At 63.0% G+C, this 26,158-nt stretch carries 16 protein-coding genes and 1 pseudogene; 7 read left to right on the forward strand and 10 right to left on the reverse strand.

Features of this window, described 5'->3' with window-relative positions; all coding sequences use genetic code 11:
• Positions 1-46 precede the first annotated feature (46 nt).
• The 8 genes and pseudogenes from rarD to AC19YR_RS20575 form a co-directional block, all read right to left on the reverse strand.
• Positions 47-934, reverse strand: coding sequence for an EamA family transporter RarD (gene rarD / locus AC19YR_RS20540; protein ID WP_095110907.1), 888 nt, complete (start codon positions 932-934; stop codon positions 47-49).
• A 229-nt stretch (positions 935-1,163) separates the two neighbouring features.
• Complete coding sequence (locus AC19YR_RS20545) at positions 1,164-2,138, reverse strand: serine/threonine protein kinase (RefSeq protein WP_095110906.1); 975 nt, start codon at positions 2,136-2,138, stop codon at positions 1,164-1,166.
• Positions 2,139-2,293: 155 nt separating this feature from the next.
• Complete coding sequence (locus AC19YR_RS20550; RefSeq protein ID WP_500599919.1) at positions 2,294-4,195, reverse strand: PhoX family protein; 1,902 nt, start codon at positions 4,193-4,195, stop codon at positions 2,294-2,296.
• A 66-nt stretch (positions 4,196-4,261) separates the two neighbouring features.
• Positions 4,262-5,725, reverse strand: coding sequence for a protein adenylyltransferase SelO (gene selO, locus AC19YR_RS20555; protein WP_500599920.1), 1,464 nt, complete (start codon positions 5,723-5,725; stop codon positions 4,262-4,264).
• Positions 5,726-5,773: 48 nt separating this feature from the next.
• The gene (gene mscK, locus AC19YR_RS20560; RefSeq protein ID WP_500599922.1) at positions 5,774-9,124 is read right to left on the reverse strand and encodes a mechanosensitive channel MscK; all 3,351 of its coding nucleotides are present in this window, start codon (positions 9,122-9,124) and stop codon (positions 5,774-5,776) included.
• A gap of 34 nt (positions 9,125-9,158) precedes the next feature.
• The gene (locus AC19YR_RS20565; RefSeq protein ID WP_095110902.1) at positions 9,159-10,901 is read right to left on the reverse strand and encodes a potassium/proton antiporter; all 1,743 of its coding nucleotides are present in this window, start codon (positions 10,899-10,901) and stop codon (positions 9,159-9,161) included.
• Positions 10,902-11,254: 353 nt separating this feature from the next.
• Positions 11,255-12,127 carry a methyl-accepting chemotaxis protein gene (locus AC19YR_RS20570; RefSeq protein ID WP_500599935.1) on the reverse strand — a complete coding sequence of 291 codons (873 nt, stop codon included), beginning with the start codon at positions 12,125-12,127 and terminating at the stop codon, positions 11,255-11,257.
• A gap of 30 nt (positions 12,128-12,157) precedes the next feature.
• Positions 12,158-12,880: pseudogene (locus AC19YR_RS20575) on the reverse strand (MCP four helix bundle domain-containing protein); the annotation flags it as partial.
• Positions 12,881-13,147: 267 nt separating this feature from the next.
• Here AC19YR_RS20575 and AC19YR_RS20580 point away from each other — a divergent pair.
• Both AC19YR_RS20580 and AC19YR_RS20585 read left to right on the forward strand, forming a co-directional pair.
• Positions 13,148-13,378 (forward strand): hypothetical protein, encoded by a 231-nt coding sequence (locus AC19YR_RS20580; protein WP_095110900.1) that lies wholly within the window; start codon positions 13,148-13,150, stop codon positions 13,376-13,378.
• Entirely contained in the window at positions 13,375-13,680 is a 306-nt protein-coding gene (locus AC19YR_RS20585) for a cell division protein ZapA (protein ID WP_095110899.1), read from the forward strand. Before AC19YR_RS20580 ends, AC19YR_RS20585 begins: the two co-directional genes overlap by 4 nt.
• Positions 13,681-13,797: 117 nt before the next feature.
• Here the strand turns inward: AC19YR_RS20585 and AC19YR_RS20590 are convergent, their stop codons facing one another.
• Positions 13,798-15,600, reverse strand: a complete 1,803-nt coding sequence (locus tag AC19YR_RS20590; protein WP_500599923.1) for an acyl-CoA dehydrogenase — start codon at positions 15,598-15,600, stop codon at positions 13,798-13,800.
• Between the two features lie 215 nt (positions 15,601-15,815).
• Entirely contained in the window at positions 15,816-19,769 is a 3,954-nt protein-coding gene (putA, locus tag AC19YR_RS20595) for a trifunctional transcriptional regulator/proline dehydrogenase/L-glutamate gamma-semialdehyde dehydrogenase (RefSeq protein ID WP_500599925.1), read from the reverse strand.
• A 461-nt stretch (positions 19,770-20,230) separates the two neighbouring features.
• On the opposite strand from putA, the gene putP reads away from it, so the two are divergent.
• The 5 genes from putP to AC19YR_RS20620 form a co-directional block, all read left to right on the forward strand.
• Entirely contained in the window at positions 20,231-21,715 is a 1,485-nt protein-coding gene (putP, locus tag AC19YR_RS20600) for a sodium/proline symporter PutP (protein WP_095110896.1), read from the forward strand.
• A 299-nt stretch (positions 21,716-22,014) separates the two neighbouring features.
• Positions 22,015-24,897: a type VI secretion system Vgr family protein gene (locus AC19YR_RS20605; protein ID WP_500599927.1), complete on the forward strand. Its 2,883-nt coding sequence runs from the start codon at positions 22,015-22,017 to the stop codon at positions 24,895-24,897.
• The gene (locus tag AC19YR_RS20610) at positions 24,887-25,483 is read left to right on the forward strand and encodes a peptidoglycan-binding domain-containing protein (protein ID WP_500599929.1); all 597 of its coding nucleotides are present in this window, start codon (positions 24,887-24,889) and stop codon (positions 25,481-25,483) included. The genes AC19YR_RS20605 and AC19YR_RS20610 overlap by 11 nt, the downstream gene beginning before the upstream one ends.
• Positions 25,484-25,558: 75 nt before the next feature.
• Positions 25,559-25,783 carry a hypothetical protein gene (locus AC19YR_RS20615; protein WP_500599931.1) on the forward strand — a complete coding sequence of 75 codons (225 nt, stop codon included), beginning with the start codon at positions 25,559-25,561 and terminating at the stop codon, positions 25,781-25,783.
• Positions 25,784-25,818: 35 nt separating this feature from the next.
• Positions 25,819-26,158, forward strand: a 340-nt coding sequence (locus tag AC19YR_RS20620; protein WP_500599933.1) for a T6SS effector phospholipase Tle3 domain-containing protein, incomplete at its 3' end; no start/stop codon positions are given.

The raw sequence follows: 26,158 nt of genomic DNA on the forward strand, positions 1-26,158 counted from the left end.
GCAGGCCACGGCAGGCGTGGCCCGGGAGGGTTTGTACGTTTTTCGATCAGCGCCGCTTGCGGATGCTCAGCCAGATATCGACGCTGTACACCACCAGGGCCGCCCAGATAAAGACCAACGCCACCAGGGTGCTGGGCGACAAGTGTTCGCCAAACAACAGCACCGCTTGCAGCAACACCAGGGTGGGGGCGATGTACTGCAAAAAGCCCAGGCTGGTGTAAGGCAAGTGCCGTGCGGCGGCGTTGAAGCACACCAGCGGGATGAGCGTCACCGGCCCGGCCGCCACCAGCCACCAGGCTTCGCTGGTGCTCCAGAACGCCATCTGCGCGCTGTGGGCGCCGGGGTTGAGCAGCAACCAGCCCAGGGCAATCGGCACCAGCATCCAGGTTTCCACCACCAGCCCCGGCAGGGCTTTGACCGGCGCCTGTTTGCGGATCAGGCCGTAGCAGCCGAAGGTCAGCGCCAGCACCAGGGAAATCCACGGCACGCTGCCCAGTTGCCACACCTGCTGCGCCACGCCCAATGTCGCCAGCCCCACCGCGACCCATTGCAGGCGCCGCAGGCGCTCCCCCAGGATCACCATGCCCAGCAGTACATTGACCAAGGGGTTGATGTAGTAGCCCAGGCTCGCCTCGACCATGTGCCCGCTGTTCACCGACCAAACGTAGGTCAGCCAGTTCGCCGCGATCAGCGTGCCGCTCAGCGCCAGGATCGCCAGGCGCCGCGGGTTATCGCGCAGTTCGCGCCACCAACCGGGGTGCTTCCACACCAGCAACAGCAAGCCGCCGAACAGCGCCGACCACAACACCCGGTGGATGATGATCTCGACTGCCGGCACCGAGGCGATGGCCTTGAAGTAAAGCGGGAACAGGCCCCAGATGATGTAGGCACTCAGGCCCAGGATGTAGCCGTGGCGCGGGTTGGCGGCTGGCATGCAAAGTCCTTGCTTAGGCAACTAACAAAGCGGTGATTGTAAGGAGGTTTGTCCGCGGTTGCCGCTTTTTGTGGGGGCGGGCTCGCGACGATGGCAGGCATTCAGTCCTCCTCTGTGGGAGCAGGCGTGCCCGCGATGGCGGCCTCCCAGCCGCTGGAGGAGTGGTGGCCGCCATCGCGAGCAGGCTCACTCCCACCCGCATCACCACACCTCAGTAGCCACGCGGTGTTCAGAACAAGCGCAACGGCTCTTCATTGAGCGCCGACAGTTGCTCGCGCAGGGCCAGCACCTGGTCGCCCCAATAGCGCTCACTGCCGAACCACGGGAAGCTGTGGGGGAACGCCGGGTCGTCCCAGCGCCGCGCCAGCCAGGCGCTGTAGTGCATCAAGCGCAGGGCGCGCAGAGGTTCGATCAGCGCCAGTTCGCGTGGGTCGAAGTCGTGGAATTCCTGGTAGCCATCCATCAATTCCGACAGCTGCCCCAGGCATTCCTGACGGTCGCCGGCGAGCATCATCCACAAGTCTTGCACCGCCGGGCCCATGCGGCAGTCGTCGAGGTCGACGATGTGGAACACCTCGTCGCGGCACATCATGTTGCCGGGGTGGCAATCGCCGTGCATGCGGATGTTCTTGTGCGGCGTGGCCTTGTACACCTCTTCCACGCGCTTGAGCAGGTCACGCGCCACCGACTCATAGGCCGGCAGCAGGCTTTTGGGGATGAAGTTGCCGTCCAGCAGGGTGTTGAGCGAGTCGTGGCCGAAGTTCTTCACGCCCAGCGCTTCGCGGTGCTCGAACGGGCGGGTGGCGCCCACAGCGTGCAAGCGCCCCAGCAATTGGCCGAGGCGATGGAGTTGGTCGAGGTTGCCCGGCTCCGGCGCCCGGCCGCCACGGCGCGGGAACAGGGCGAAGCGGAAACCGGCGTGCTCGAACAGGCTTTCGCCGTTGTGGATCAGTGGCGCCACCACCGGCACTTCGCAGTCGGCCAGTTCAAAGGTGAAGCGGTGTTCTTCCAGGATGGCGTCGTTGGTCCAGCGCTGGGGGCGGTAGAACTTGGCGATCAGCGGTTCGCTGTCGTCGATGCCGACTTGGTAGACGCGGTTTTCGTAGCTGTTGAGCGCCAGCACGCGAGCGTCGCTGAGGAAACCGATGCTTTCAACGGCATCGAGCACCAGGTCGGGGGTAAGGGTTTCAAACGGATGGGCCATGCTGACTCCTGCGCGCAGCAGGCTGCCGCGTCCGGCCCGGCATGTTAGCGCAGACGGGCGCAGATAGGTGGGGATCGCTATCGCGAGCAGGCTCGCACCCAGCCTTGAAGGGTGCCAAGCATTCAAGGCTGGGGCTGGCCGGCGATGGCGGTTTATCAGGCGCCGACGATCCCGCCATCCTCCCGGCTGATTGCCATCACCGATGAACGCGGCTTGCCGTTGGGCAGGTGCTCGGGGAAGGTCGAACCGCCGTTTTCGCCAGGGTGCTGGATGCCCACGAACAGGGTCTTGAAGTCGGGCGCGAAGCTGATGCCGGTGACTTCGCAGCCCACCGGGCCGACCATGAAACGGCGGATCTCACCGCTGTCTGGGTCGGCGCAGAGCATCTGGTTGTTGCCCATGCCGGCGAAGTCGCCGCCGTTGCTCGAATCGCCGTCGGTGAGGATCCACAACCGCCCGGCACCGTCAAAACCCAGGCCATCGGGGCTGTTGAACATGTTCTGTGGGGTGATGTTGGCCGAGCCACCCTTGGCCGTGCCGCCGTGCACCACCGGGTTGCCGGCGACCACGAACAGATCCCAGGCAAAGGTCGGGGCGCCGTGTTCGCCGCGCTCAGGCTGCCAGCGCAGGATTTGCCCGTAGACGTTTTTCTCCCGTGGGTTGGGGCCGCCCACCGGTTGGCCGTCTTCGCCGCGCTTGGCGTTGTTGGTCAGGGTGCAATAGACCTGGCCGTCCTTGGGGCTGACCACGATCCATTCCGGGCGGTCCATGCGCGTGGCCTTGACCACGCTGGCGGCCAGGCGCGCATGGATCAGCACCTGGGCCTGGTCGGCGAAGCCGTTACTGGCGTCGAGGCCGTTCTTGCCGTGGCTCAACTCCACCCACTGGCCCTGGCCCTTGGGGTGGTCGGCGTTGCCGTCGCCGCCATCGAACACGGCGACGTAGAGGGTGCCGTGGTCCAGCAGGTCGCGGTTGGCCTTGGGGTTTTTGTGGTCGATCTTGTCGCGGCTGATGAACTTGTAGATGAACTCGCCGCGCTCGTCGTCGCCCATGTACACCACGGCGCGGCCGTCGCCGGTTTCGGCCAGGGCTGCGTTTTCATGCTTGAAGCGGCCCAGGGCGGTGCGCTTGACCGGGGTGGATTGCGGGTCGAACGGGTCGATTTCCACCACCCAGCCATGGCGGTTGAGTTCGTTGGGGTTCTTCGCCAGGTCAAAACGCGGGTCGTGCTGATGCCAGTTGATTTCTTTGCTGGCGGCCACGGCGCCGTAGCGCTTTTGCGCGGCGTCGAAGTGCTGCTCGGCGTTGCTGCTGCCAAAGCAGTCGGTGAAGTTTTCTTCGCACGTCAGGTACGTGCCCCACGGGGTCTTGCCGTTGGCGCAGTTCTGGAAGGTGCCCAGCACAAGTTTGCCGCTGGGGTCGGCGCTGGTTTTGAGCAGCGCGTGGCCGGCCGCCGGGCCGCCGACGCGGATCGGCGCGTTGCCGTGGATGCGGCGGTTGTAGCGCGAACCCTGGACGAACTGCCAGTGGCCGTCGCGGCGCTGCACTTCAATCACCGAGACGCCTTCGCAGGCCTGGGCCTTGTGCACGTCCTCGGCCGATTGCGGCATGCCGCCGTGGGGGTAGAGGTAGCGGTAGTTGGTGTATTCGTTGTTGATCGCCATCAGCGCGCGGTTGGGGTCGTCGGGGAAGGCGAACAGGCTCATGCCGTCGTTGTTGTCGCCAAATTGCAGTTCCTGGGCCTTGGCCGTGCCGTTGCCGCTGGGGTCGAAGGCCGGGCCGCCCTGGTGCAGCGGTTGGCCCCAACTGATGAGGACCTTGGCGCTGTAGCCGGCGGGCAGGCTGATGGTGTCGGTGGTGGCGGCGGCGATGCTGGCAAACCCGAGCAGAGGGCTGGTGCCGCTGCTGGCGCCGATGGCCAGGGCGCTGCGGCTGAGCAGGTTGCCGCCCAAAAACATCGCCGCGCCACACAGGGCGCCGGCGCTGATAAAGCCACGCCGGCTCATGCCCACCAGGGTTTCGAGGTCGGTGGGTTGGTTGTCTTCTAATAGGTTCACATCAGGCTCCCTGCAGGTTTTTGCAGTCACCTTAACCAGCGCGTATGACACAAATGTTGCAGGTGCCTAGGACGAACAACTGATCTCCAGGTGCTTGCCCCACTCCGGTGGGCGCTGTGCGTAGGCGGCCATGCCCGGTTGTTCGTCAAAGGGTTGGCTCAACACCTGGTGCAATTGGCGCACGACGCTGTAATCGCCGTTTTCGGCGGCATCGATGGCGTGTTGCGCCAGGTAGTTACGCAGGATGTACAGCGGGTTGACGGCGTGCATGCGGTTGCGGCGCAGGTCTTGCCGCGGCTCGCCGTCGCGGGCGACGCGGGCGGTGTAGTGCGCGGCCCAGGCGTCGAAGCCCGGGCGGTCGATGAAGTCATCGCGCAGGCGCGCCACGGCTTGTTCGGCGGGCTCATCGCCGAGGCGGCGGAAAAACAGGCTGTAGTCGATGCCGCCGCTTTGCATCAGTTGCAGCAGGTGCTCGATCAGTTTCGCGTCGCTGTCTTCGGCGCGGGTCAAGCCCAGGCGCCGGCGCATCAGGTCCAGGTAGTGGGCCTGGTACAGCGGCAGGAACAGCCCCAGGGTTTCGCGCAAGGCTTCGACCTCGATCAGCGGCGTCAGGGCTTGGGCCAGGGCGCTGAGGTTCCATTGGCCGATGGGCACCTGGTTGCTGAAGGCGTAGCGGCCACGGTCGTCGGAGTGGTTGCAGATGAAGTTGGCGTCGAAGTCGTCGAGGAAGGCGAACGGGCCGAAGTCGAAGGTGATGCCCAGGATCGACATGTTGTCGGTGTTCATCACCCCATGGCAGAAGCCATAGGCCTGCCACTTGGCGATCAGTTCGGCGTTGCGCTCGACGATCTCGCGGAACATCGCCAGGTACGGCTGCGGCTGCTCGCGGCACTGAGGGAAATGCGCGGCCAGCACGTGTTCGGCCAGGGCGGTGTGCTCGTCAGTACGCTTTGTGTAGTAGAAATACTCGAAGTGGCCAAAGCGCACATGGCTGGGCGCCAGGCGCAGGACCATGGCGGCGCGCTCCTGTTTTTCGCGCCACACCGGGGTGCTGGAGCCGATCACGCACAGCGCCCGCGAGGTGGGAATGCCCAGGGCATGCAGGGCTTCGCTGGCGAGAAATTCGCGGATTGAAGAGCGCAGCACGGCGCGGCCATCGCCCATGCGCGAGTAGGGCGTTTGCCCTGCGCCTTTGAGATGCAGGTCCCAGTGCTCGCCCGCCGCGTTGCAGACCTCCCCCAGCAGCAGGCCGCGGCCGTCCCCCAGTTGCGGGTTGTAGCTGCCGAACTGATGCCCGGAATAGACCATCGCCCGCGGTTGCGCCTCGGCCCACAGTTTGTGGCCGCCGAACAGTTGGGCAAACACCGGGGTGTCGGCCTGCGCCGGGTCGAGGTCGAGCAGGGCCATGGCGGCGGGGCTTGCCACCACCAGGCGCGGGTCGTCGATGGGCTCGGGCAGTACGTGGGTCGAGAAGGCGTCGCCCAGGCGGGCGAAGCGGTTGTCGAAGGTCAGTTCGTCGAGGGCTTTCAAGGGCCATCTCCAGCAGAATGTCCGAGCATTCTGCTGGGATTAACCGGGCTAGTCGAGCTTGGCCGGCGGTGGCTCGCTGTCGGGTTTACCGTCGGCCTTGAGCCCGATGGTTTTGGTTTCCGGGTCGATGGGCACCATTTTGTATTCCTGGCCTTGGAGGTTTTTCAGGTAGACCTCCATCTGGCGGAACGAAATGTTGATGTGCTGCTTCTTGAACTCGCGGTTGATGAAACGGTTGACCTCGTCCACCACCGGGTTGCGGTCGCCCAGGTCGCGCACGTGCATGCGCAGTTCGTGATCCAGGGTGCTCTCGCCGAAGTTGAGGAAGTACACGAGGGGCTCGGGTTCCTTGAGCACGCGGGGGTTTTCCCGGGCGGCCTTGAGTAGCAGTTCCTTGACCAGGTCCAGGTCGGAGCCGTAGTCCACCCCCAGTTTCAGGGTGACGCGGGTGATGGTGTCGGTCAGCGACCAGTTAATCAGTTGCCCGGTAATGAACGTCTTGTTGGGGACGATGATGTCCTTGCGGTCGAAGTCGGTGATGGTGGTGGCGCGGATGCGGATCTTGCTCACCGTGCCCGACAGGTTGCCGATGGTGATGGTGTCGCCGATGCGCACCGGGCGCTCGAACAGGATCATGATCCCGGAGATGAAGTTGGCGAAGATCTCCTGCATGCCAAACCCCAGGCCCACCGACAGCGCGGCCACCAGCCATTGCAGCTTGTCCCAGCTCACGCCCAGGGTGGACAGGGTGGAGACAAAGCCCACGCCGGCGATCACGTACGACAGCAATGTGGTGGTGGCGTAGGCGCTGCCCTGGGCCAGGTCGAGCTTGGACAGCACCAGCACCTCCAGCAGGCCCGGCAGGTTGCGCGCCAGGGCGAAGGTGATGCCGATGATAATCAGCGCGCCGAGCATGTCGCCGATGCTGATGGGCACCATGCTCATGTTGGCGCCGGTGCCGCTGGTGTATTCGTAGAGGGTGATGTTGTCCAGGTAGGAGAACACGGTAATCAGGTCGGCCCAGACCCAGTACAGCGCTGCGATGAACCCGCCGAGCAGGGCCAGGCGGATCAGGCGCATGGACTGCTCGTTGACCTGTTCGATGTCCAGGGTCGGTTCTTCGACCACCACGTCGCCGTCGCCCGCCTCCTTGGCGGCCTGGCGCTTGCTCAGGGCCCGGGCATAGGCCAGGCGCCGCGCCGCCACGCCCAGGCCACGCACGAAAGTGGCTTCGATCACCAGCCAGAACATCAGCAGGTACAGGGTGTTGATGAGTCGGTCGCTGAGTTTGAGCGCGGTGTAGAAGTAGCCAAAGCACACGGCGATGAACAGGGCGATGGGCAGCGCGGTGAACAGCACCCCCAGGGCCTTGCGAAACAGCGAGGTGTTCTTGTGGGTCGGGCTGCTCAGCAGCAGGCGGCTGAGCAGCCACGCCATCAGGGCGTAGCAGGTCAGCACCACGGCAATGCCCAGCACGTCTTCGGCCAGCGCCGCCGGTTGGTGTTCGGCCACGGCCACCACCGCCACCAGCGCCAGCACCACGATGCCCAGGCGCCGCACCCACACCTGCAGGAACTCGACCTGAGGTTTCTCCCAGCGAAAATGCAGCTCCGCCACGCCCCCGGGGGCGAGGATGCGGTAGGCGGTGTAAAACACCAGCCAGGCCTGGGCGGTCTGGATCAGCGCCGCGCCGAGGTTGGCGTTCTGCCCGCGGGCATCGATCTGCAAGGCGTAGCCGCACAGGGCCAGGGCCAGGGCCACCGGCATCGCCAGCAGCACGTTGATAAGGATCGCCTGGGGCGTGTGCCACTGGCTGTCGCGCTTGAAGTGGCCGATGTCCTGGTGGACCTTGTTGAGCCGCGCATATAAGGGCTTGCGCCGCCACAGCAACACGCCGAACAGCAGCAGCAACGGCAGGAACAGCAGCGGCCGCTGGGTCAGGCCGTCGCGCAACTCGCTCAGGCTGGAGGCCCAGGGCAGGTTATCGATCTGCTTTTCCAGGCGCTGGGGCATGGTGCGCAACCATTCCAGGTCCAGGGGCTTGTTGCTGGGGATCCAGAACATCTGCTCGTCGAGGGTGGCGCGCAGGTTTTGCGCGGTGGTCAGCAGTTGCTTCTGGTTCAGTTGCAGGGTGATGGATTCGTTGAGCAGGGCGCTCAGTTCGCGGCTCAGGCGCTCCAGCAGGTCGGCGCGGGTCATCGCCAGTTCCAGCAGGGTGCGGCGCAGTTGCGGGGTGATTTGCTCCGCGGGCTGGGTGGCTAGCAGGTTGTCGACGTACTTGCTCGGGCTGCTGATGAGTTCGCGTTGCTGGTTGACCTCGAACTGGTAGAGGCGGATGTCGGCGATCTGGTCGGCCAGGTCGCCGTCCATCTGCAGGCGCGGCAAGGCCTGCTTCTGTTTGTAGAGGATCTTGGACAGCAGCAGGCTGCCCTTGAGCACGCTGATCTGCTCGTCCAGGGCCGCGTCGCTCTGGGTCACGTTGTCGAGCAATTGCTTGGTCTTGAGGTTCTGTTGGGTCAGTTCGTTGAGGCGGTCGGTGCTTTTGAGCAGGTAATCGGAGAGCTTGAGGTTGGCCGAACTCTCGCTGGCCAACAGGCTGCTGCCGCCGGCCTTCTGCGCCTCGATCGATTGCTGGGTCACGGTTTCCTGGGACTGGGCCAGGCGCTTCTGGTTAATCAGGGTTTGCAGGTCCTGGATTTCCTGCTCCAGGCGCGCGGCTTTTTCCAGCACCAAATCGTGCTGGCTGTTGCCCAGGTCTTGCAGTTGGCTGTTGCCGGCCAGTTCCTGGCGGCGCAGCGGAATCAGGGCGTTGAGGGCCGCCAGCTCGGCGTTGAGCTGGTCGCGTTGCTCGGCGGTAAGGGGCTTGCCGCCGTCCTTGCCGGCCTTGAGCAGGCTGTTGATTTGCAGGATGCGCGTTTGGCTGCTGCTGATTTCGGCCTGGGCCCGCTCGGGGCGCGTCTGGGCGGTGATGGTCAGGCTGTTGGCGTCGGCCAGGGCCTTTTGCAGGTCGCTTTGCTGGGTGCTGCGCTCGGTCAGCAACTGTTCGAGCCGCGGCACGTCCAGGTTGGCGTAGCGCTGGGCCACGGGCACCACTTTGGTGGCCTTGAGGCGTTCGAGTTCTTTCTGGTTTTCGCTGTTCTGGCGCGGGGCGTTGGCCAGTTGCTGCTTGAGGTCGATCAGCCGCTGCTCGTAGTCAGCCTTGTTATTGAGCTGGTTGAGGGTTTGCTGCAACACCGCTTGCAGGGCTTTCTGGTCGGCCTCCGGCAGTTTGCGGTCGGCGATTTTGTCCAGGCTGCGCTGAACCGCTTCGCTGCTGGGGGGCTCGGCTGCCTGGACGGCACCGAGGGACAGGCACAGGCTCAGCAGGGCCGTGGCAAAAAGAGTGCGCAAGATTGGCATAGAGACCGGTCAAGACAGGGTGGAAAAACGCAGTTTAGAGGAACAACCCGGGGCCCGGGCGACTTCCTTCGGGGAATCTGACGCCCACTTTGCCAATCTTGTTCCCGTCCATCACCGCGACGGTCCAGATTGTGCCGTTCCATTCCACCTGGTCGCCCACCACCGGCGCGCCGCCGACCTTCTGGGTAATGAAGCGGCTCAGCGGCATGTCGGGGTCCAAGCCCTCGAGTTGCAGGCCGTACAACGCCGACACCGCGCCCAGTTGGGCATCGCCTTCGAGGACGAAATCGCCGAAGAAGCGCAAGTCCAGGCCCCGTTGCGGCGCCTGGCTGAACAGCTTGCCCAGGGCTGGGAGGTTGTGTTCGTGGCCGATCACACACAGCAGGTCGTCGGCTTCTAGCACCGTGCTACCGGAGGGGTGGAGCAGTTGCTGGCCGCGGAACAACGCGGCGATCCGCGTACCCTCGGGCATTTTCAGCTCGCGCAGGGCGGCGCCGATGCACCATTTCTCCGCGCCGAGGCGGTAGACGAATAGCTCCCACTCGCTGGTGACATGCACCTCCAGCGCCGCCCGGGAGATCGGCGCCGGTTCCGGCGGCACCGTGACCTTGAGCAACTTGGCCACCCACGGCAGGCTCGTGCCCTGCACCAACAGCGACACCAGAACGATGAAGAACGCCAGGTTGAAGTACAACTGGGCATTGGGCAGCCCGGCCATCAGCGGGAACACCGCGAGAATGATCGGCACCGCGCCGCGCAGGCCGACCCAGGAAATGAACACTTTTTCGCGGCCATGGAACGCCTTGAACGGCAGCAGGCCGACCATCACCGACAGCGGCCGGGCGAACAGGATCATCCACAGCGCCAGGCCCAGGGCCGGCAGGGCGATGGGCAGCAGGTCATGGGGCGTGACCAGCAGCCCCAGCACCAGGAACATGCCGATCTGCGCCAGCCACGCCATGCCATCAAGCATATGCAGGATGCCGTGGCGGCTGCGCACCGGGCGATTGCCGATCACCAGGCCACACAGGTACACCGCCAGGAACCCACTGCCGTGCAGGGCGTTGGTCAGGGCGAACACCAAGAGGCCGCCGGCGATCACCAGGATCGGGTACAGGCCCGCGGCCAGGTTGATGCGGTTGACCAGTTGCAGTAGCAACCAGCCGCCGCCCAGGCCAATGGCGCCGCCGATGCCGAATTCGCGCACCAAGTGGCCCAACAGGCTCCAGTGCAGGTCACTCTGGCCGCTGGCGAGGATGTCGATCAGGGTCACGGTGAGGAACACCGCCATCGGGTCATTGCTGCCGGACTCGATCTCCAGGCTGGCGCTGACCCGCTCGTTCAGGCCCTTGCCGCCCAACAGTGAAAACACCGCCGCGGCATCGGTGGAGCCAACGATGGCGCCCACCAGCAGGCCTTGCATCAGGCTCAGGTCAAACAGCCACGCGGCGGCCATGCCGGTCAGCCCGGTGGTAATCAACACCCCCACCGTGGCCAAAGACAACGCCGGCCACAGCGCCACGCGAAAGCTCGACACCCGCGTGCGCAAGCCACCGTCCAGCAGGATGACCGCCAGGGCGAGGTTGCCGACCAGATAGGCCGTGGGGTAGTTGTCAAAAATGATGCCGCCGCCATCGACGCCAGCGGTCATGCCCACCGCCAGGATAATCACCAGAATCGGGATGCCCAGGCGTGAAGAAAGGGAACTCACCAGAATGCTCGCACCTACCAGCAACGCGCCGATCAAGAACAGGCTGTTGATGGTCGTCGCATTCAAAGGCAGTACTCCAGAAGCAGAAGGGCGGGCGCAAACTGACCATGCAGTCTGCGTGCCAGGGATTCTAACCTGTTGAAATAGCGTACTGTCAAAAAGCTTTTATCTGGCCACACCGCGTGAACCCACTCCCAGCCGGAGTGGGCTGGCCCGCGATGAAGCCGGTATAACCACTACTCCTCTATTGGCTTGAGTCCCGCCATCGCGGGCGAGCAAAGCGCTGCCCGGCCTGCAGTTGAACTGTGGTGCGGGCGGGATTTTCACTTTTCCACTGTGGGAGCGAGCCTGCTCGCGATGGGGGCACTGAGTGGCCAGGGGTAAGCCAGTTGCTCCCACCGTGCTCTGGGCCGCAAGCCTTAGAGGCTAAACCGCCCAACCAGGCTGTTGAGGTCCACGGCCAGGCGCGACAGCTCATTGCTGGCGGCGCTGGTCTGGTTGGCGCCGGTAGCCGATTGCACCGACAGGTCGCGGATGTTCACCAGGTTGCGGTCCACTTCGCGGGCGACTTGGGCCTGTTCTTCGGCAGCACTGGCGATCACCAGGTTGCGCTCGTTGATCTCGACGATGGCAGTGTTGATGGTATCCAGGGAGATACCCGCACCTTTGGCGATGTTGAGCGTCGATTCGGCGCGGTCGGTGCTGTTGCGCATCGAGTCCACCGCATGTTCAGTACCGCTTTGGATGCTGGCGATCATGCGTTCGATTTCGCTGGTCGACTGCTGGGTGCGGTGGGCCAGGGCGCGCACTTCATCGGCGACCACGGCAAAACCGCGGCCCGCCTCGCCGGCACGGGCGGCTTCGATGGCGGCGTTGAGGGCCAGTAGGTTGGTCTGGTCGGCGAGGCCGCGAATCACATCCAGCACCTTGCCGATGTCACGGGATTCTTCGGCCAGCTCACCGATCAGGGTGGCAGTGCTCTGCACATCACCACTCATGCGTTCGATGGCACTGACGGTTTCCTGCACCAAATCGCGGCCGTCGCTGGCCGAGGTGGTGGCGTTGCTGGACGCCTGAGAGGTGCTCACCGCGTTACGGGCCACTTCTTCCACGGCGCTGGTCATTTCATTGACCGCCGTGGCGGCCTGTTCGATTTCGTTGTTCTGCTGGGTCAGGCCCCGGGCGCTTTCGTCGGTGACGCTGTTGAGCTCTTCTGCGGCGGAGGCCAGTTGGGTGGCCGAGCCGGAAATCCGTTGCAGGGTGTCGCGCAGTTTTTCCTGCATCCGCGCCATGGCCAGCAGCAAGCGGCCGGCCTCGTCGCTGCCGTCCACCGTGATCGGCTGGGTCAGGTTGCCCTCGGCGATGGCCTCGGCGGCGCTCAGGGCGTTGGCGATAGGCCCAGTGATGCTGTGGGTCAACAGCCAGGCGAACAACACCGTCAGGGCGCTGGCCACCAGCAACAGGCCCACCACCAGGTTGAAGGCGTGGTCGTACTGGTCGGCGGCATTCTGGTCGGTGGCGTGGGTCTGCTCGGTGTTGATGTCCATCAGGCGCGCGAGCACGCTGTTGATCGCCTCGGAATTGTTCAACAACTCGGTGTTGAGCAACTCGCGCAACTCATCGACCCGGTCATTGCGCGACAGGTTTTTCATCCGCTCTTCGAGCTGGCGGTACTGGCCCAGGAGCTGCACGTACTGGTCGTAGGCGGCCTGTTCCTGGGCGCCGTTGATGAGTTTTACGTAGTCGCGCTGGGCGCTGGCGATCTGCTGGTTGCGCAGGTCGAACAGCTCCAGGGTCTTTTGCTGCACGTCCGGTTCGCGGTTGATAAGCAGGCGATAGGACAGCACGCGCAGGCGCAGGGTCAGTTGGGTGAACTCGTCCAGGCTCTTGAGGCTGGGCACGCTGGTCAGGGCGATGTCTTCGCCGCCGGCGCGGATCTTGCTCATCTGGTTGAGGGCAAACACCCCCAGCAGCAGCATCAGGGCGCCAATCATGGCAAAACCGAGGAACGCCCTCGGAGCGATGTTCATATTGCGAAGAGACATGACAGTTACCGACAAAAGGCTCGCCTTGGCGCAGGGTGCAAAAAAGGCAGAATCCTGACCTATCGGTCATGTAGGCAAAGTCTTGAGTGCCTGTGCGGTTTTGTCGCAGCCCCCCAGGGGGGGAACCAGAAGCGCTAATCGCAGTCTGTAAAGCTCGCAAGCCGGTCCATCGCCAGGAAAATCAAGGCTTTGCACCCGGATAACCCTGGCGTGTGTGGTGACTTTTCTTTATCGTACGCGCCCTTCGAAAAAGCCCGAGAAATCAAAATGTTGGAAGCATCCCTCAGTCAATTGGAGCAACTGGTCGGCGATCTGGTGCAACAGAACCAGGCCCTGGCCGACAGCAACCGCACCCTGAGCGCCGAACTGGCCCAGGCCAAGGACGAAAACGAAAACCTGCAACTGAACTTGATGGAGCAGGAAGAAAAACACGGCGCCACCGCCGCGCGTATCCAGGCGCTGGTCGAGCGCGTCAGTGCAGGCCCTGGCAACGCATGAGACAGGGGCCAGACGCAATCAAGGTTGTCTCCATTCTCGGTGAGGACTACTCGATCAAGGCCCCCGCGGGGGAAGAACAGACCCTGCTGGACGCCGCCCTGATGCTCAAGGCCGCGCTGGCCGAAACCAAACGCAAGTACCCGACCCTGATCGGCGACAAGTTGCTGGTGCTGGCGGCGATGAACCTGTGCTCCCAGCAGTTGGAAATGCAAAAGCAGCACAAGCTGGAACTGGACCGTTATCAAGAGCAGGTCAGCGCCACGGTCGAGGTGATTTCCAAGGCCATTGGCAGCGAAGCGTGAGCCTCTAGCTGATTGTCGGGGCACATTTTTGACAGCTGGCACCGTGATCTAGGCGACTGGCGCGCTGCGCAAAAGGCGCAGCGCGCGGGTGGTCAGTTGCCAGCGTGTGGGATCCAACTAAAACCACTCATCCTGCATCCCCAGGCAGGTGTCATCCCGCGCTTCGAGAATCGCCAGTTCATGGTGGCAACCCGGCACTTCCCAGGTCAGGAAGTAGCGTGCGGCTTGCAGCTTGCCTTTATAGAAGGTGACATCCGCCGCATTGCTCCGCAGTAGGCCTTCCTCGGCGCGAATCGCCTGTTCCAGCCAACGCCAGCCAATCACCGTATGCCCGAATACTTTCAGGTAAAGCGCCGAGTTGGCCAGGCTGCTGTTGACCTTGCCTTGGGCCAGGTCGCCGAGCAGGCCCAGGGTCACCGTTTGCAGGCGCGCCACCAGTTGTTCCAGCGGTTCACGCAAGGCGTTGAGTGATGGGTATTCCTGGGCCCGCGCACCGGTGTCGGCGATCAGGCGAATCAGTTGCTTGAGCCCCGCGCCGCCGTTTTGCGCCAGTTTGCGCCCCAGCAGGTCCAGGGACTGGATGCCGTGGGTGCCTTCGTGGATCGGGTTCAGGCGATTGTCGCGGTAGTACTGCTCCACCGGGTATTCGCGGGTGTAGCCGTGGCCGCCGAGGATTTGGATCGCCAGTTCGTTGGCCTTGAGGCAGAACTCCGATGGCCAGGACTTGACGATGGGCGTGAGCAAATCCAGCAGTTCCTGGGCCTGCTTGCGCTCGGCCTCGCCTTCCAGCGTGGTGGTGTCATCGAACAGCCGCGCCGCGTACAGGCCCAGGTCGAAGGCGCCTTCCACATAGGCCTTTTGGGTGAGCAGCATGCGCCGCACATCGGCGTGCTGGATGATCGATACCGGCGCGGTGTTGGGGTCCTTGCTGTCGGGCAGGCGCCCCTGCGGGCGTTCGCGGGCATAGTCCAGGGAATACAGGTAGCCGGCATAGCCGAGCATCACCGCGCCCATGCCCACGCCAATGCGCGCCTCGTTCATCATCTGGAACATGCAGCTCAGGCCCTGGTGCGGTTTACCTACCAGATAGCCGACACAGTTGCCGTTATCGCCGAAGTTCAGCGCCGTGGACGTGGTGCCGCGCCAGCCCATCTTGTGGAACAACCCGGCCAGCAGCACGTCATTGCGCGGGCCGAGGCTGCCGTCCTCGTTGACCAGGAACTTGGGCACGATAAACAGCGAAATACCCTTCACTCCGGCCGGCGCGTCCGGCAGTTTGGCCAGCACCATGTGCACGATGTTTTCCGACAGCGGATGGTCGCCCCCGGAGATGAAAATCTTATTGCCCTTGAGCCGGTAAGTGCCGTCCGCCGCGGGTTCGGCGCGGGTACGGATGTCCGACAGCGACGAGCCGGCATGGGGTTCGGTCAGGGCCATGGTGCCGAAGAAGCGGCCGTCGATCATCGGTTGCAGGAAGCGCTGTTTTTGCTCCGGCGTGCCAAAGCTCTCGATCAGGTTGGCCGCGCCCATGGTCAGGAACGGGTAAGACGTGGACGCCGCGTTGGCGGCCTGGAAGTGCGCGAAGCAGGCTTGCGACAGCAGCGTCGGCAACTGCATGCCACCGGCCTCGAAACTGCGCGCGGCGTTGAGAAAGCCCGCTTGGAGAAAGGCATCCACCGCCGGTTTGACTTCCGGGATCAGGATTGCGTTGCCGTCCTCATAACGCGGCTCGTTCTCGTCGCCCTTGCGGTTGTGCGGGGCGAAGAACTTCTCGGCAATGCTGCGCGCAGTGCCGATGGCGGCGTCAAACGTCTCGCGGTTGTGCTCGGCGAACCGCTCACGCCGGGTCAGGCCCTCGGCGTCGAGGACTTCATACAGCTCGAAAGCCAGATTGCGGGAACTGAGCAGCGTCTCGGACATGGCGGCCTACCTTTTTTTGGAATGGACCGAGTCTAGGCGCGTGAATAAGGGCTGAACAGGATGATTGATGAGCGTGATGGTGGGGCAGAGCAGCGGCTTAACCAGCCACCTAAAAAACGTTGCCGGAAACCTGTGTGGAAGCGCGCCGGGCGGCGCGCCCACAGGTTTTTCAAGCACACCGGGCCGCCATTGCAGCGGCCCGGTGTTGGTGCGGTTTAGCCGATGGTCATCAGGCTGGCGTTGCCGCCCGCGGCCGCGGTGTTGACGCTCAGGGCGCGTTCGATCACCAGGCGTTCCAAGGCGACGTTGGTTTCGCCCTGGGACAGGCCCTGGACGCCGACGATGGCACCGGCACGCTTGGCCACTTGCTGGCAGACCTGGCGCAACTGGTCGCTGTGACCGTGATGCAGGACGGCGTCGAGGGTGACTTCGTCCTTGGTCCAGTCGGCCACCAGGGTGATCTTCGCCTGAAGAGCCTTGGGCAAACGTGCGAACACAGCCTTGGTCAACTCCCCTTCCGGCCACACTGCCGAACCGCCGACTGCCAGTACGGCCGCCAGTTGGGTCAGCAGGTCGCCTTCGACTTCCGCCAGGCACAGCACGTGTTCGCGCGGCAGGATGGCGTAGCTGTTGCGCTCGCCGGTCGGGCCGTTGAGGGTGCGGGTGATGCCGCTTTGCGACTGGGCCGCGAACTGCACGCACAGGGCGCTCAGGTCGGCCAGTTTGTGGCTGTCGGCCCAGGTTTGCAGGGCGGTCAGCGGCTGAAGCAGGGCTTCACGCAGGCGCATGTCCGGGGCGTTGGCTGCATCGCTGCGTACGAACGATTGTTCGATGGCATCGGTAGGGCGGGTCGACAGCAAGCGGTACAGGTACAGCGGGCCGCCGGCTTTCGGGCCGGTGCCCGACAGGCCTTCGCCGCCGAACGGCTGCACGCCCACTACGGCACCTACGATGTTGCGGTTGACGTAGACGTTACCGGCGTTGACGTTGTCGATCACCTTGGCGATGGTTTCGTCGATGCGGGTGTGCACGCCCAGGGTCAGGCCGTAGCCCGACGCGTTGATCTGCTCGATCAACTGGTCGATGTCTTTGCGCTTGTAGCGCACCACGTGCAGCACCGGGCCGAAGATCTCCCGTTGCAGCTCGTCGAAGCTTTCCAGCTCGATCAGGGTCGGCATCACGAAGGTGCCGCGCTTGACCTCTTCGCTGTCGGCGATGGCGACCTGGTACACGTTGCGGCCTTTATCGCGCATGCCCTGGATGTGCTTGTCGATGCCAGCCTTGGCTTCGGCGTCAATCACCGGGCCGATGTCCACGGACAGGCGCTCCGGGTTGCCGAGGCGGCATTCGGCCATGGCGCCCTTGAGCATTTCGATGACGCGGTCTGCCGAATCTTCCTGCAGGCACAGTACGCGCAGGGCCGAGCAACGCTGGCCGGCGCTGTCGAAGGCCGAGGAGACGACGTCGATGACCACTTGTTCGGTCAGCGCTGAGGAGTCGACGATCATGGCGTTCTGCCCGCCCGTTTCGGCGATCAGCGGGATCGGCCGGCCCTGGGTGTCCAGGCGCCCAGCGATGTTGCGTTGCAGCAGGCGCGCCACTTCGGTGGAACCGGTGAACATCACGCCTTTGACGCGCTCGTCACCCACCAGGCGGGCGCCCACGGTTTCGCCACGGCCGGGCAGCAGTTGCAGCACGCCTTCGGGAATCCCGGCTTCCAGCATCAGGCGCACGGCTTGCGCGGCCACCAGCGGGGTTTGCTCGGCAGGCTTGGCCAGCACCGGGTTACCGGCGGCCAAGGCAGCGGCGACTTGGCCACTGAAAATCGCCAGCGGGAAGTTCCACGGGCTGATGCACACCACCGGGCCCAGTGGGCGGTGGGCGTCGTTGGTGAAGTCGTTGCGCGCCTGCACCGCGTAGTAACGCAGGAAATCCACGGCTTCGCGCACTTCGGCGATGGCGTTGGCGAAAGTCTTGCCGGCTTCGCGGGCCAGCAGGCCCATCAGCGGCTGGATCTCGGCTTCCATCAGGTCGGCGGCACGCTCCAGGATCGCGGCGCGCTCGGCCGGCGGGGTGGCCTGCCAGATAGGTGCGGCGTTGAGGGCGCACTGGATGGCGTTATCAACGTCTTCGACGGTGGCTTCCTGCACATGGCCGACCACGTCACGCAGATCCGAAGGGTTGAGCACCGGTGCCGGGGTTTCGCTGCTGGCAGCGCAACCGAGCATGGGCGCGGCTTTCCAGTTGTTATGGGCGGTGGCCAGCAAGGCGCAGGACAGCGATGCGAGGCGATGTTCGTTGGCCAGGTCGATGCCGGCGGAGTTGGCGCGTTCGTGGCCATACAGGTCACGCGGCAGTGGAATGCGCGGGTGCGGCAAGCCGAAGCCGCCTTCCACCGTGGCCATTTGCTCGATGCTGGCCACTGGGTCGGCCACCAGCTCCTGGATGGAGATGGATTGGTCGGCGATGCGGTTGACGAACGAGGTGTTGGCGCCGTTCTCCAGCAGGCGACGCACCAGGTAGGCCAGCAGCGTTTCGTGGGTGCCGACCGGGGCGTACACGCGGCACGGACGGTTCAGCTTGCCTTCGGAAACCTTGCCCACAACCTGTTCGTACAGAGGCTCGCCCATGCCGTGGAGGCACTGGAACTCGTACTGGCCCGGGTAATAGTTCTGCCCGGCGATGTGGTAGATGGCCGACAACGTGTGGGCGTTGTGGGTGGCGAACTGCGGGTAGATGACTTCCGGCACCGAGAGCAGTTTGCGTGCGCAGGCGATGTAGGAAACGTCGGTGTACACCTTGCGGGTATAGACCGGGTAGCCTTCCAGGCCTTCAACCTGGGCGCGTTTGATTTCGCTGTCCCAGTACGCGCCTTTGACCAGGCGGATCATCAGGCGATGACGGCTGCGGCGAGCCAGGTCGATCACGTAGTCGATCACATACGGGCAACGCTTCTGGTAGGCCTGGATCACGAAACCGATGCCGTTCCAACCGGTCAGTTGCGGCTCGAAGCACAGGCGTTCGAGCAGGTCCAGCGACAGCTCGAGGCGGTCGGCCTCTTCGGCGTCGATGTTCAGGCCGATGTCATATTGCTTGGCCAGCAGGGTCAGCGACAGCAGGCGCGGGTACAACTCGTCCATCACGCGCTCGTACTGGGCGCGGCTGTAGCGCGGGTGCAGGGCCGAGAGCTTGATGGAGATGCCTGGGCCTTCATAGATGCCGCGGCCATGGGAAGCCTTGCCGATGGAATGGATGGCTTGCTCGTAGGACGCGAGGTACTTCTGGGCGTCATGTTCGGTCAGTGCGGCTTCACCGAGCATGTCGTAGGAATAGCGGAAACCCTTGGCCTCGAACTTGCTGGCGTTGGCCAGGGCTTCGGCGATGGTCTCGCCGGTGACGAACTGCTCGCCCATCAGGCGCATGGCCATGTCGACGCCCTTGCGGATCATCGGCTCGCCGCTCTTGCCGATGATGCGGCTCAGGGACGAAGTCAGGCCGGTTTCATTGTGGGTCGAGACCAGTTTGCCGGTCAGCAGCAGGCCCCAGGTGGCGGCGTTGACGAACAGCGAAGGGCTGTTGCCCAGGTGCGGCTGCCAGTTGCCGGTGCTGATCTTGTCGCGGATCAGGGCGTCGCGGGTGCCTTTGTCCGGGATGCGCAGCAGTGCTTCGGCCAGGCACATCAGCGCCACGCCTTCCTGAGACGACAGGGAGAATTCTTGCAGCAGGCCCTGCACGATCCCGGCACGGCCGCCGGCGCTCTTCTGGTTGCGCAGTTTTTCGGCAATCGAGGCGGCGAGTTTGTTGGTGGCTTCGGCCATCGCGGCGGGCAGGCGCGCCTGCTCGATCAGCATCGGCACCACTTCGGGCTCAGGGCGGCGGTAGGCGGCGGTGATGGCGGCGCGCAATACCGATTGCGGCAGGATGCTTTCGGCGAACTCCAGGAAGCACTGGTGCGCGTGGTCGGCTTGCACTTCGCCGGCGTCGTCTGCGTCCTTGGCGGTCAAACCGCTGAGTTCGGTCAGGGTTGCACCACCCTCGAGTTTTTCCAGGTAATTGAAAATTGCCTGCTTAATCAGCCAGTGCGGCGTGCGATCAATCGAGGTCGCGGCTGCTTTGAGGCGCTCGCGGGTTGGGTCGTCAAGTTTGACCCCAAGGGTGGTGGTAGCCATATTTTTATCCTCATGTTTGCCACGACCGGTGGCATCAGCTGGCGGCAAGATTAGCGGCGAGCCGATAGAGGTGCAACCGGGTGCAACCCTTTTTTTGACGGAATAATAGACGGCTCGTCAGGAAAATTTTTCCTGCCTGTGTAGGATGCACGGCCTTGGTGCATTTGGGCTTAGCAATGCGGCGTTTTGTGCTCCAAAAAGGAGCATAAAACCGCATGGGAAATATATTTCCGACTAGGTGCAACTTATTCCCGAGAAACTGGTTGCACCTTATTTGCTTTGTTGCATAGCATTCGCGGCCAAGGTGCAACCGGACCAAAAGAACGGTGCATCGGCCGATGGCTTTCCTGGGGAAACATCGGTCATAAATGCGTGGCTCGTGCAATCGTCTGTCAAACGTGATCCGTTGGCGGAGGGCTAGAAGCCGCCGCTACATAAAAACAAAGCCAGGGCGTAACTCAATGAGTGCAAGTAATCCAACCCTGATCACTTTCGTGATCTACATCGCGGCAATGGTCCTGATCGGCTTTGCGGCCTATCGCTCCACCAACAACCTTTCTGACTACATCCTCGGTGGCCGCAGCCTGGGCAGCGTCGTGACCGCATTGTCGGCCGGTGCCTCGGACATGAGCGGCTGGTTGCTGATGGGCCTGCCGGGCGCCATCTATATGTCGGGCCTTTCGGAAAGCTGGATCGCCATCGGCCTGATTATCGGTGCCTACCTCAACTGGCTGTTCGTGGCCGGTCGCCTGCGGGTGCAGACCGAACACAACGGCGACGCGTTGACCCTGCCGGACTATTTCTCCAGCCGTTTTGAAGACAAAAGCGGCCTGCTGCGGATTATCTCGGCCATCGTGATCCTGGTGTTCTTCACCATCTATTGCGCCTCCGGCATCGTGGCCGGCGCCCGTCTGTTCGAAAGCACCTTCGGCATGTCCTACGAGACCGCGCTGTGGGCCGGTGCTGCGGCGACCATTGCCTACACCTTCGTGGGTGGTTTCCTGGCGGTGAGCTGGACTGACACCGTGCAAGCCACGCTGATGATCTTCGCCCTGTTGCTGACGCCGATCATCGTGCTGCTGGCCACTGGTGGCGTGGACACCACTTTCCTGGCGATCGAAGCGCAGAACCCTGACAACTTCAACATGCTCAAGGGCACCACCTTCATCGGCATCATCTCCCTGCTGGGCTGGGGCCTGGGCTACTTCGGCCAGCCGCACATCCTCGCGCGCTTCATGGCGGCGGATTCGGTCAAGTCGATCGCCAATGCCCGTCGCATCTCCATGACCTGGATGATCCTGTGCCTGGGCGGCACCGTGGCCGTTGGTTTCTTCGGTATCGCCTACTTCTCGGCGCACCCGGAAGTGGCCGGCCCTGTGACCGAGAACCACGAACGTGTGTTCATCGAACTGGCGAAAATCCTCTTCAACCCATGGGTTGCCGGTGTACTGCTGTCGGCCATCCTGGCGGCCGTGATGAGTACCCTGAGCTGCCAGTTGCTGGTGTGCTCCAGCGCCCTGACCGAAGACTTCTACAAAGCCTTCCTGCGTAAAAGCGCTTCCCAGGTCGAGCTGGTATGGGTCGGTCGTGCCATGGTGCTGGTGGTTGCACTGGTCGCCATTGCCTTGGCCGCCAACCCGGAAAACCGCGTACTGGGCCTGGTGAGTTACGCCTGGGCCGGCTTCGGTGCCGCTTTCGGCCCGGTTGTGCTGATCTCGGTACTGTGGAAAGGCATGACCCGCAACGGCGCACTGGCCGGTATCCTGGTCGGCGCGATCACCGTGATCGTGTGGAAACACTTCGAGCTGCTGGGCCTGTACGAAATCATCCCGGGCTTCATCTTCGCCAGCCTCGCCATCTACCTGGTGAGCAAGGCCGGCGCGCCAACCGCGGGCATGATCCAGCGCTTCGATGCGGCAGAAAAAGACTTCGCCCTGAACCACTGATGGCGTTGAGCTGAGGCTCTAACGCCAGCAGCGAAACGAAAAAAACCGCGTCCCAAGGGCGCGGTTTTTTTTTACTTAAATGGTTAAGAACGGTGCGTGGCGCCTACCCTCAGTGCTGTTGTCTTGGCAACTGCTGCCAGCCGATATGCCGTGTTTTCGGAGTGCTCCTACTTGTCGGTGGCTTGCGTCCGACATGTCGTTTTCCTTTTCCCATGCTCAAATTCGCGCGGTCAGGCGAATGGGTAGCCCCTCTCCCTATCGATGAACGTTCGCCGTCCTCAGCATAAGAAGAGGCCAGCATGCTCATCACCCCTGCATCACTTCTCAGCGCGCAAAAACAGCGTTTGATAAAGCTGACCGTCCACACTGAACCCAAGCATGAATTACTGCTGGACAGCTTCAGCGGCAGTGAAGCGATATCGCAACCGTTCAGCTTCGATCTGGCGTTACTGAGCCCTGATCCACGTATTGAACTCAAGACCCTGATCGACCAAGGCGCGTTGCTTGAAATCGAACTGGCCAACGGCGCCCACCGCTGCATTCATGGCCATATCACTGCCTTCAGCTACTTGAAGAGTGACGGTGGCTTGAGCCACTACTGCGCGACACTGAGCCCATGGCTTTGGTATTTGGGGCAGCGGGTTGATGCCCGTATTTTTCAAGAGCGCACGGTGGTGGATGTACTGCGCACGGTGTTCGCCCATTACGGCGCATTGGCGGTGTTGCGCTTCGATCTTCAGCAGGATCTGCCCCTGCGAACCCACAGTTGTATTACCCAGTTCAATGAAACCGACGAGCACTTCGTACGCCGTTTGTTGGAAGAAGAGGGCTGGCTGTTCTACTTCGAGCACACGGCGAAAGGGCACACGCTGGTGGTGCGCGATGACTGCCGTGGGCTCTCGCCACTGCCACAACAACCGGTGATTGCGTACCTCCAGGGCTCGATCCCGACCCATGCCGACACCATCTGCGAATGGACCGCCCAGCGCGTACGGCAACCCGATGCCGTTAGCGCTGGCACGTTCGATTACAAACAGGTGGGCCAGTGGGATCGCGTGTCTACAGCGCTACTGACACCCGCCAGTGGCTCCGTGCCACTGGAGCGCTACGCCTTTTCAGGGCAATACAGCGCTGGCGATGAACGCGAGGCCAAGCATCGGCTCGACAGCCACCGCGATGCCTTGCATGTGCTGAGTAAGACTTTTCGCGGTGTCAGCAACTGTCGCGCCATGGAGCCGGGCTACACCTTCACCCTGACAGAGCATCCCCGGCATGAGGGGGCGCCGGCCCAGCGCCATCATTTGTACGCCAGGGAGTTTCTGCTGCTAAGCGTCCAACATCAGGGGCGCAACAACTACCTCAACGAAGACAAAGCGGATTACCGCAACAGCTTTTCCAGCATTCGTCGCGACATTCCCTACCGCCCCCAATGCTTGACGCCACGCCCAGTGGTGGCGGGGCCTCTGACTGCCGTCGTGGTGGGCGATCTAGCGTTGGGCGAGGTGTACACCGATGAGTGGGCGCGGGTGAAAGTGCGCTTTCATTGGCAACGCCAACAGCCTGATGAGCACGACAGCGCCCGGCAGCATGCGCAAGACACCGCGTGGCTGCGGGTGGCCCAGCCCAGCGCCGGGGACGGTTTTGGCCACCAGTTCATGCCGCGCATCGGTCAGGAAGTGGTGGTGAGTTTTATCGCAGGTGACATCAACCGGCCGTTGATTACCGGGGCTGTCTACAACAGCAGCCACCACTCGCCACGCTTCAGCGACGTGGGGGGAACCGGGCAATTGCCCGCCAACCAAGCCCTGTCCGGGATCAAGACCAAAGAGCACAAGGGCTGCGGCTATAACGAGTTGCTGTTCGATGACACTGCCGGTGAACTGCGCGCCCGGCTGGCGAGCCGCCATCAGGATAGTGCGTTGAACCTGGGCAAACTCACTGCGCCGCGCAGTGAAGGCAGGGCCCAGCCGTTGGGCAACGGCGCGGAGCTGCGCACTAACGCCGCAATTGCCTTGCGAGCCGCACAAGGTTTGCTGCTGACCAGCTATGCCAAACATCAGGCCCTGGACCCGCAACTGGGCCGCGAAGCGCTGTTGGAGTTGCTCAGCCAATGCGCTGACCTGTTCAAGGCCTTGGGCGAAACCGCCTCGGCACAAGGCGCCCAGGCCCTCGATCACGCCGGTATCGAGGCCCTTCGCCAAACCCTGGATCAATGGCCCGCCGCCGACAGTTCTGGCCGTGGTGAACCGTTGATCGCCATCACCGGCGAGGCGGGCATTGTCAGCACTACCCCTGCATCCCAAGCCCATTACGCCGGTGGCAACCACGACACGACCGCGCAGGACCACTTGCAAATGACCAGCGGCGCGGCCATGCGCCTGCACGCGGGCCAAGGCATCTCTGCGTTTGCCCAGGATGCAGGCATCAGCGCCATCGCCAACCGCGGCAAGGTGTTGGTGCAGGGCCAGAGCGACGACATCGCCCTCAATGCACACAAGAGCCTGCACGCCTCGGCGGCGGAAGGTGAAATCGTCCTGACGGCGCCGACCATTCGCTTGGTCGCCGACGACGGCAGCTACATCAAGCTTGGCGGCGGCATCGAGATCGGTACGGCGGGCAGCGCCATCGTGCATGCGGCGGCCCATGATTGGGTCGGTCCCAAAACTGACCGCGTGCCGATGCCAGCGTTTGGGCGTGATGGGGCAGATCAGCGTCACGTTTTGCACTTCGAAGGTGACGCAAAGGCTGCTGCGTTATCGCAGGCTTACAACGTCGCGTTGGAGGATGGCAGCGTGGTGCAAGGGATCACTGGAGGTGACGGGGGGACGGAAAAGATTCAGCGAGAAGCCATGCAGTTGGCGAATGTGAATGTGTTGAAGCCGTTACTTGACTCAGGTGCAACGGGTGTGGGGAGCGGCCTGAAACCTGCGCCCAGCAAGAACAGCCCTTATGACCTCACCTATCTCATCAAAGACAAGCAGACCGGCGTGCCGCTCAGCGACGTGAAATATCGAATTCAGCTTGAGTCCGGCGATGTCGTCATTGGCATCACCGACGAGCACGGCAACACCCAAACCGTGCAATCCGACACACCACAAATCGCCAAAATCGAGGTGCCTTACGATGACGATAGCCCGACACAACCTCACACCCACGTCGGACCAGACACCTGTGATTGTTGAGATTTCCACGAAAAAGCCCAGCGGCCGCTCGTGGGTGAGTGAATTTCCGACCAGCGTCAGCCTGGATGACTTAGCCGCACCGTTTGCGACGAAGGCAACGGCCTTCATTGCTGCGCTTCGTGCTGCCGGCGCAACCGTCAGCATCTCTGCAACGTTACGGCCTGCCAACAGGGCCTTCCTCATGCACTGGGCATGGCAAATCGTGAACAAAGCCGCTGACCCACAAACCGTGCCGGAACGTGAAGGCATCGATATTGAGTGGGCCCATCAAGACGATGCAGGCGCTTATTCGCGTGTTAAATCCGTGGCTGGCGCTAAAGCGATGGTCAATGCATACGGCATGCAAAACCTTAAAACCTCTCCATCCCTAACGTCCCGACATATTGAAGGTAACGCCATCGATACGACGATCAGTTGGGCGGGGACCCTCACTATCAATAACGCATCAGGTACTGCGGTGATCATCAATACCGAACCTCGAACCGAAATGAACCTTGAGTTGCACGCTGTGGGGAAGACCTACGGCGTTATCAAATTTCTGCGGGGCGACCGAGACAAACCGCATTGGTCGACGGATGGAAAGTAACCGATGACTACCCATTTCTCAGTAGCGGCAGTGCTGTTATTCGCATTGACTCAAGTGGCTTGCGGATCGGAACAAATGCCCAGCGATATCAGTGAATTCGTTCAACAGCGGGACCTGTGCGACCACTTGCGTGGCGAAATCCCCGACCAAGGTGATGAGCAATCGCAGGCCATCGACGACATCAACCAGCAATGCCGAGGCACGGACGCTGAACTGCAACGGCTCAAGCTCAAATACGCCGGCAGCACTGCGTTTGAGCAGGTGTTGAATCAGTACGAACCGGACATCGAATCCCCGTGAGGTGGGCTGATGGCCGCCTTCAAAGGAGCTAAGGCATGAGCGACCCCAACTACAGTGTTATCGCCGAACTACGCAGTCGGCTTGTCCCTAATCGACCGGGTGATCGACTGATCGCCATCCCTCGGGATATGCCCGGTATCGTGATTTTTTTGCATGGCGTCAATGACCCCGGCGCCGCCTATGAGTCAGTGGAAACCGGGCTGATGCAGGGTTTGAACGAGCGCCTGCACCGCCCGGATTTGTGTGCGGGGCGGTATGGGGCGGACTTCGCGGCGGCGAAGGCGACCCCGGTGAAGGAGCGGCGCGGTAGCGCCGAGGAAGTCGCCGACGACCCCGACACTTACCTCTACAAACGCAGCACCGATAAAACCACCC

Source organism: Pseudomonas sp. MF08817, from assembly GCF_059862705.1.

Excerpts from the sequence above, each read along its gene's own strand:
- mscK (WP_500599922.1), bottom strand. The coding sequence starts at position 9,124 with ATGCCAATCTTGCGCACTCTTTTTGCCACGGCCCTGCTGAGCCTGTGC.
- AC19YR_RS20615 (WP_500599931.1), top strand. The coding sequence starts at position 25,559 with ATGCCCAGCGATATCAGTGAATTCGTTCAACAGCGGGACCTGTGCGAC.
- AC19YR_RS20605 (WP_500599927.1), top strand. The coding sequence starts at position 22,015 with ATGCTCATCACCCCTGCATCACTTCTCAGCGCGCAAAAACAGCGTTTG.
- putA (WP_500599925.1), bottom strand. The coding sequence starts at position 19,769 with ATGGCTACCACCACCCTTGGGGTCAAACTTGACGACCCAACCCGCGAG.
- AC19YR_RS20590 (WP_500599923.1), bottom strand. The coding sequence starts at position 15,600 with ATGTCCGAGACGCTGCTCAGTTCCCGCAATCTGGCTTTCGAGCTGTAT.
- rarD (WP_095110907.1), bottom strand. The coding sequence starts at position 934 with ATGCCAGCCGCCAACCCGCGCCACGGCTACATCCTGGGCCTGAGTGCC.
- AC19YR_RS20545 (WP_095110906.1), bottom strand. The coding sequence starts at position 2,138 with ATGGCCCATCCGTTTGAAACCCTTACCCCCGACCTGGTGCTCGATGCC.
- AC19YR_RS20570 (WP_500599935.1), bottom strand. The coding sequence starts at position 12,127 with ATGGCGCGGATGCAGGAAAAACTGCGCGACACCCTGCAACGGATTTCC.
- putP (WP_095110896.1), top strand. The coding sequence starts at position 20,231 with ATGAGTGCAAGTAATCCAACCCTGATCACTTTCGTGATCTACATCGCG.
- AC19YR_RS20585 (WP_095110899.1), top strand. The coding sequence starts at position 13,375 with ATGAGACAGGGGCCAGACGCAATCAAGGTTGTCTCCATTCTCGGTGAG.
- AC19YR_RS20580 (WP_095110900.1), top strand. The coding sequence starts at position 13,148 with ATGTTGGAAGCATCCCTCAGTCAATTGGAGCAACTGGTCGGCGATCTG.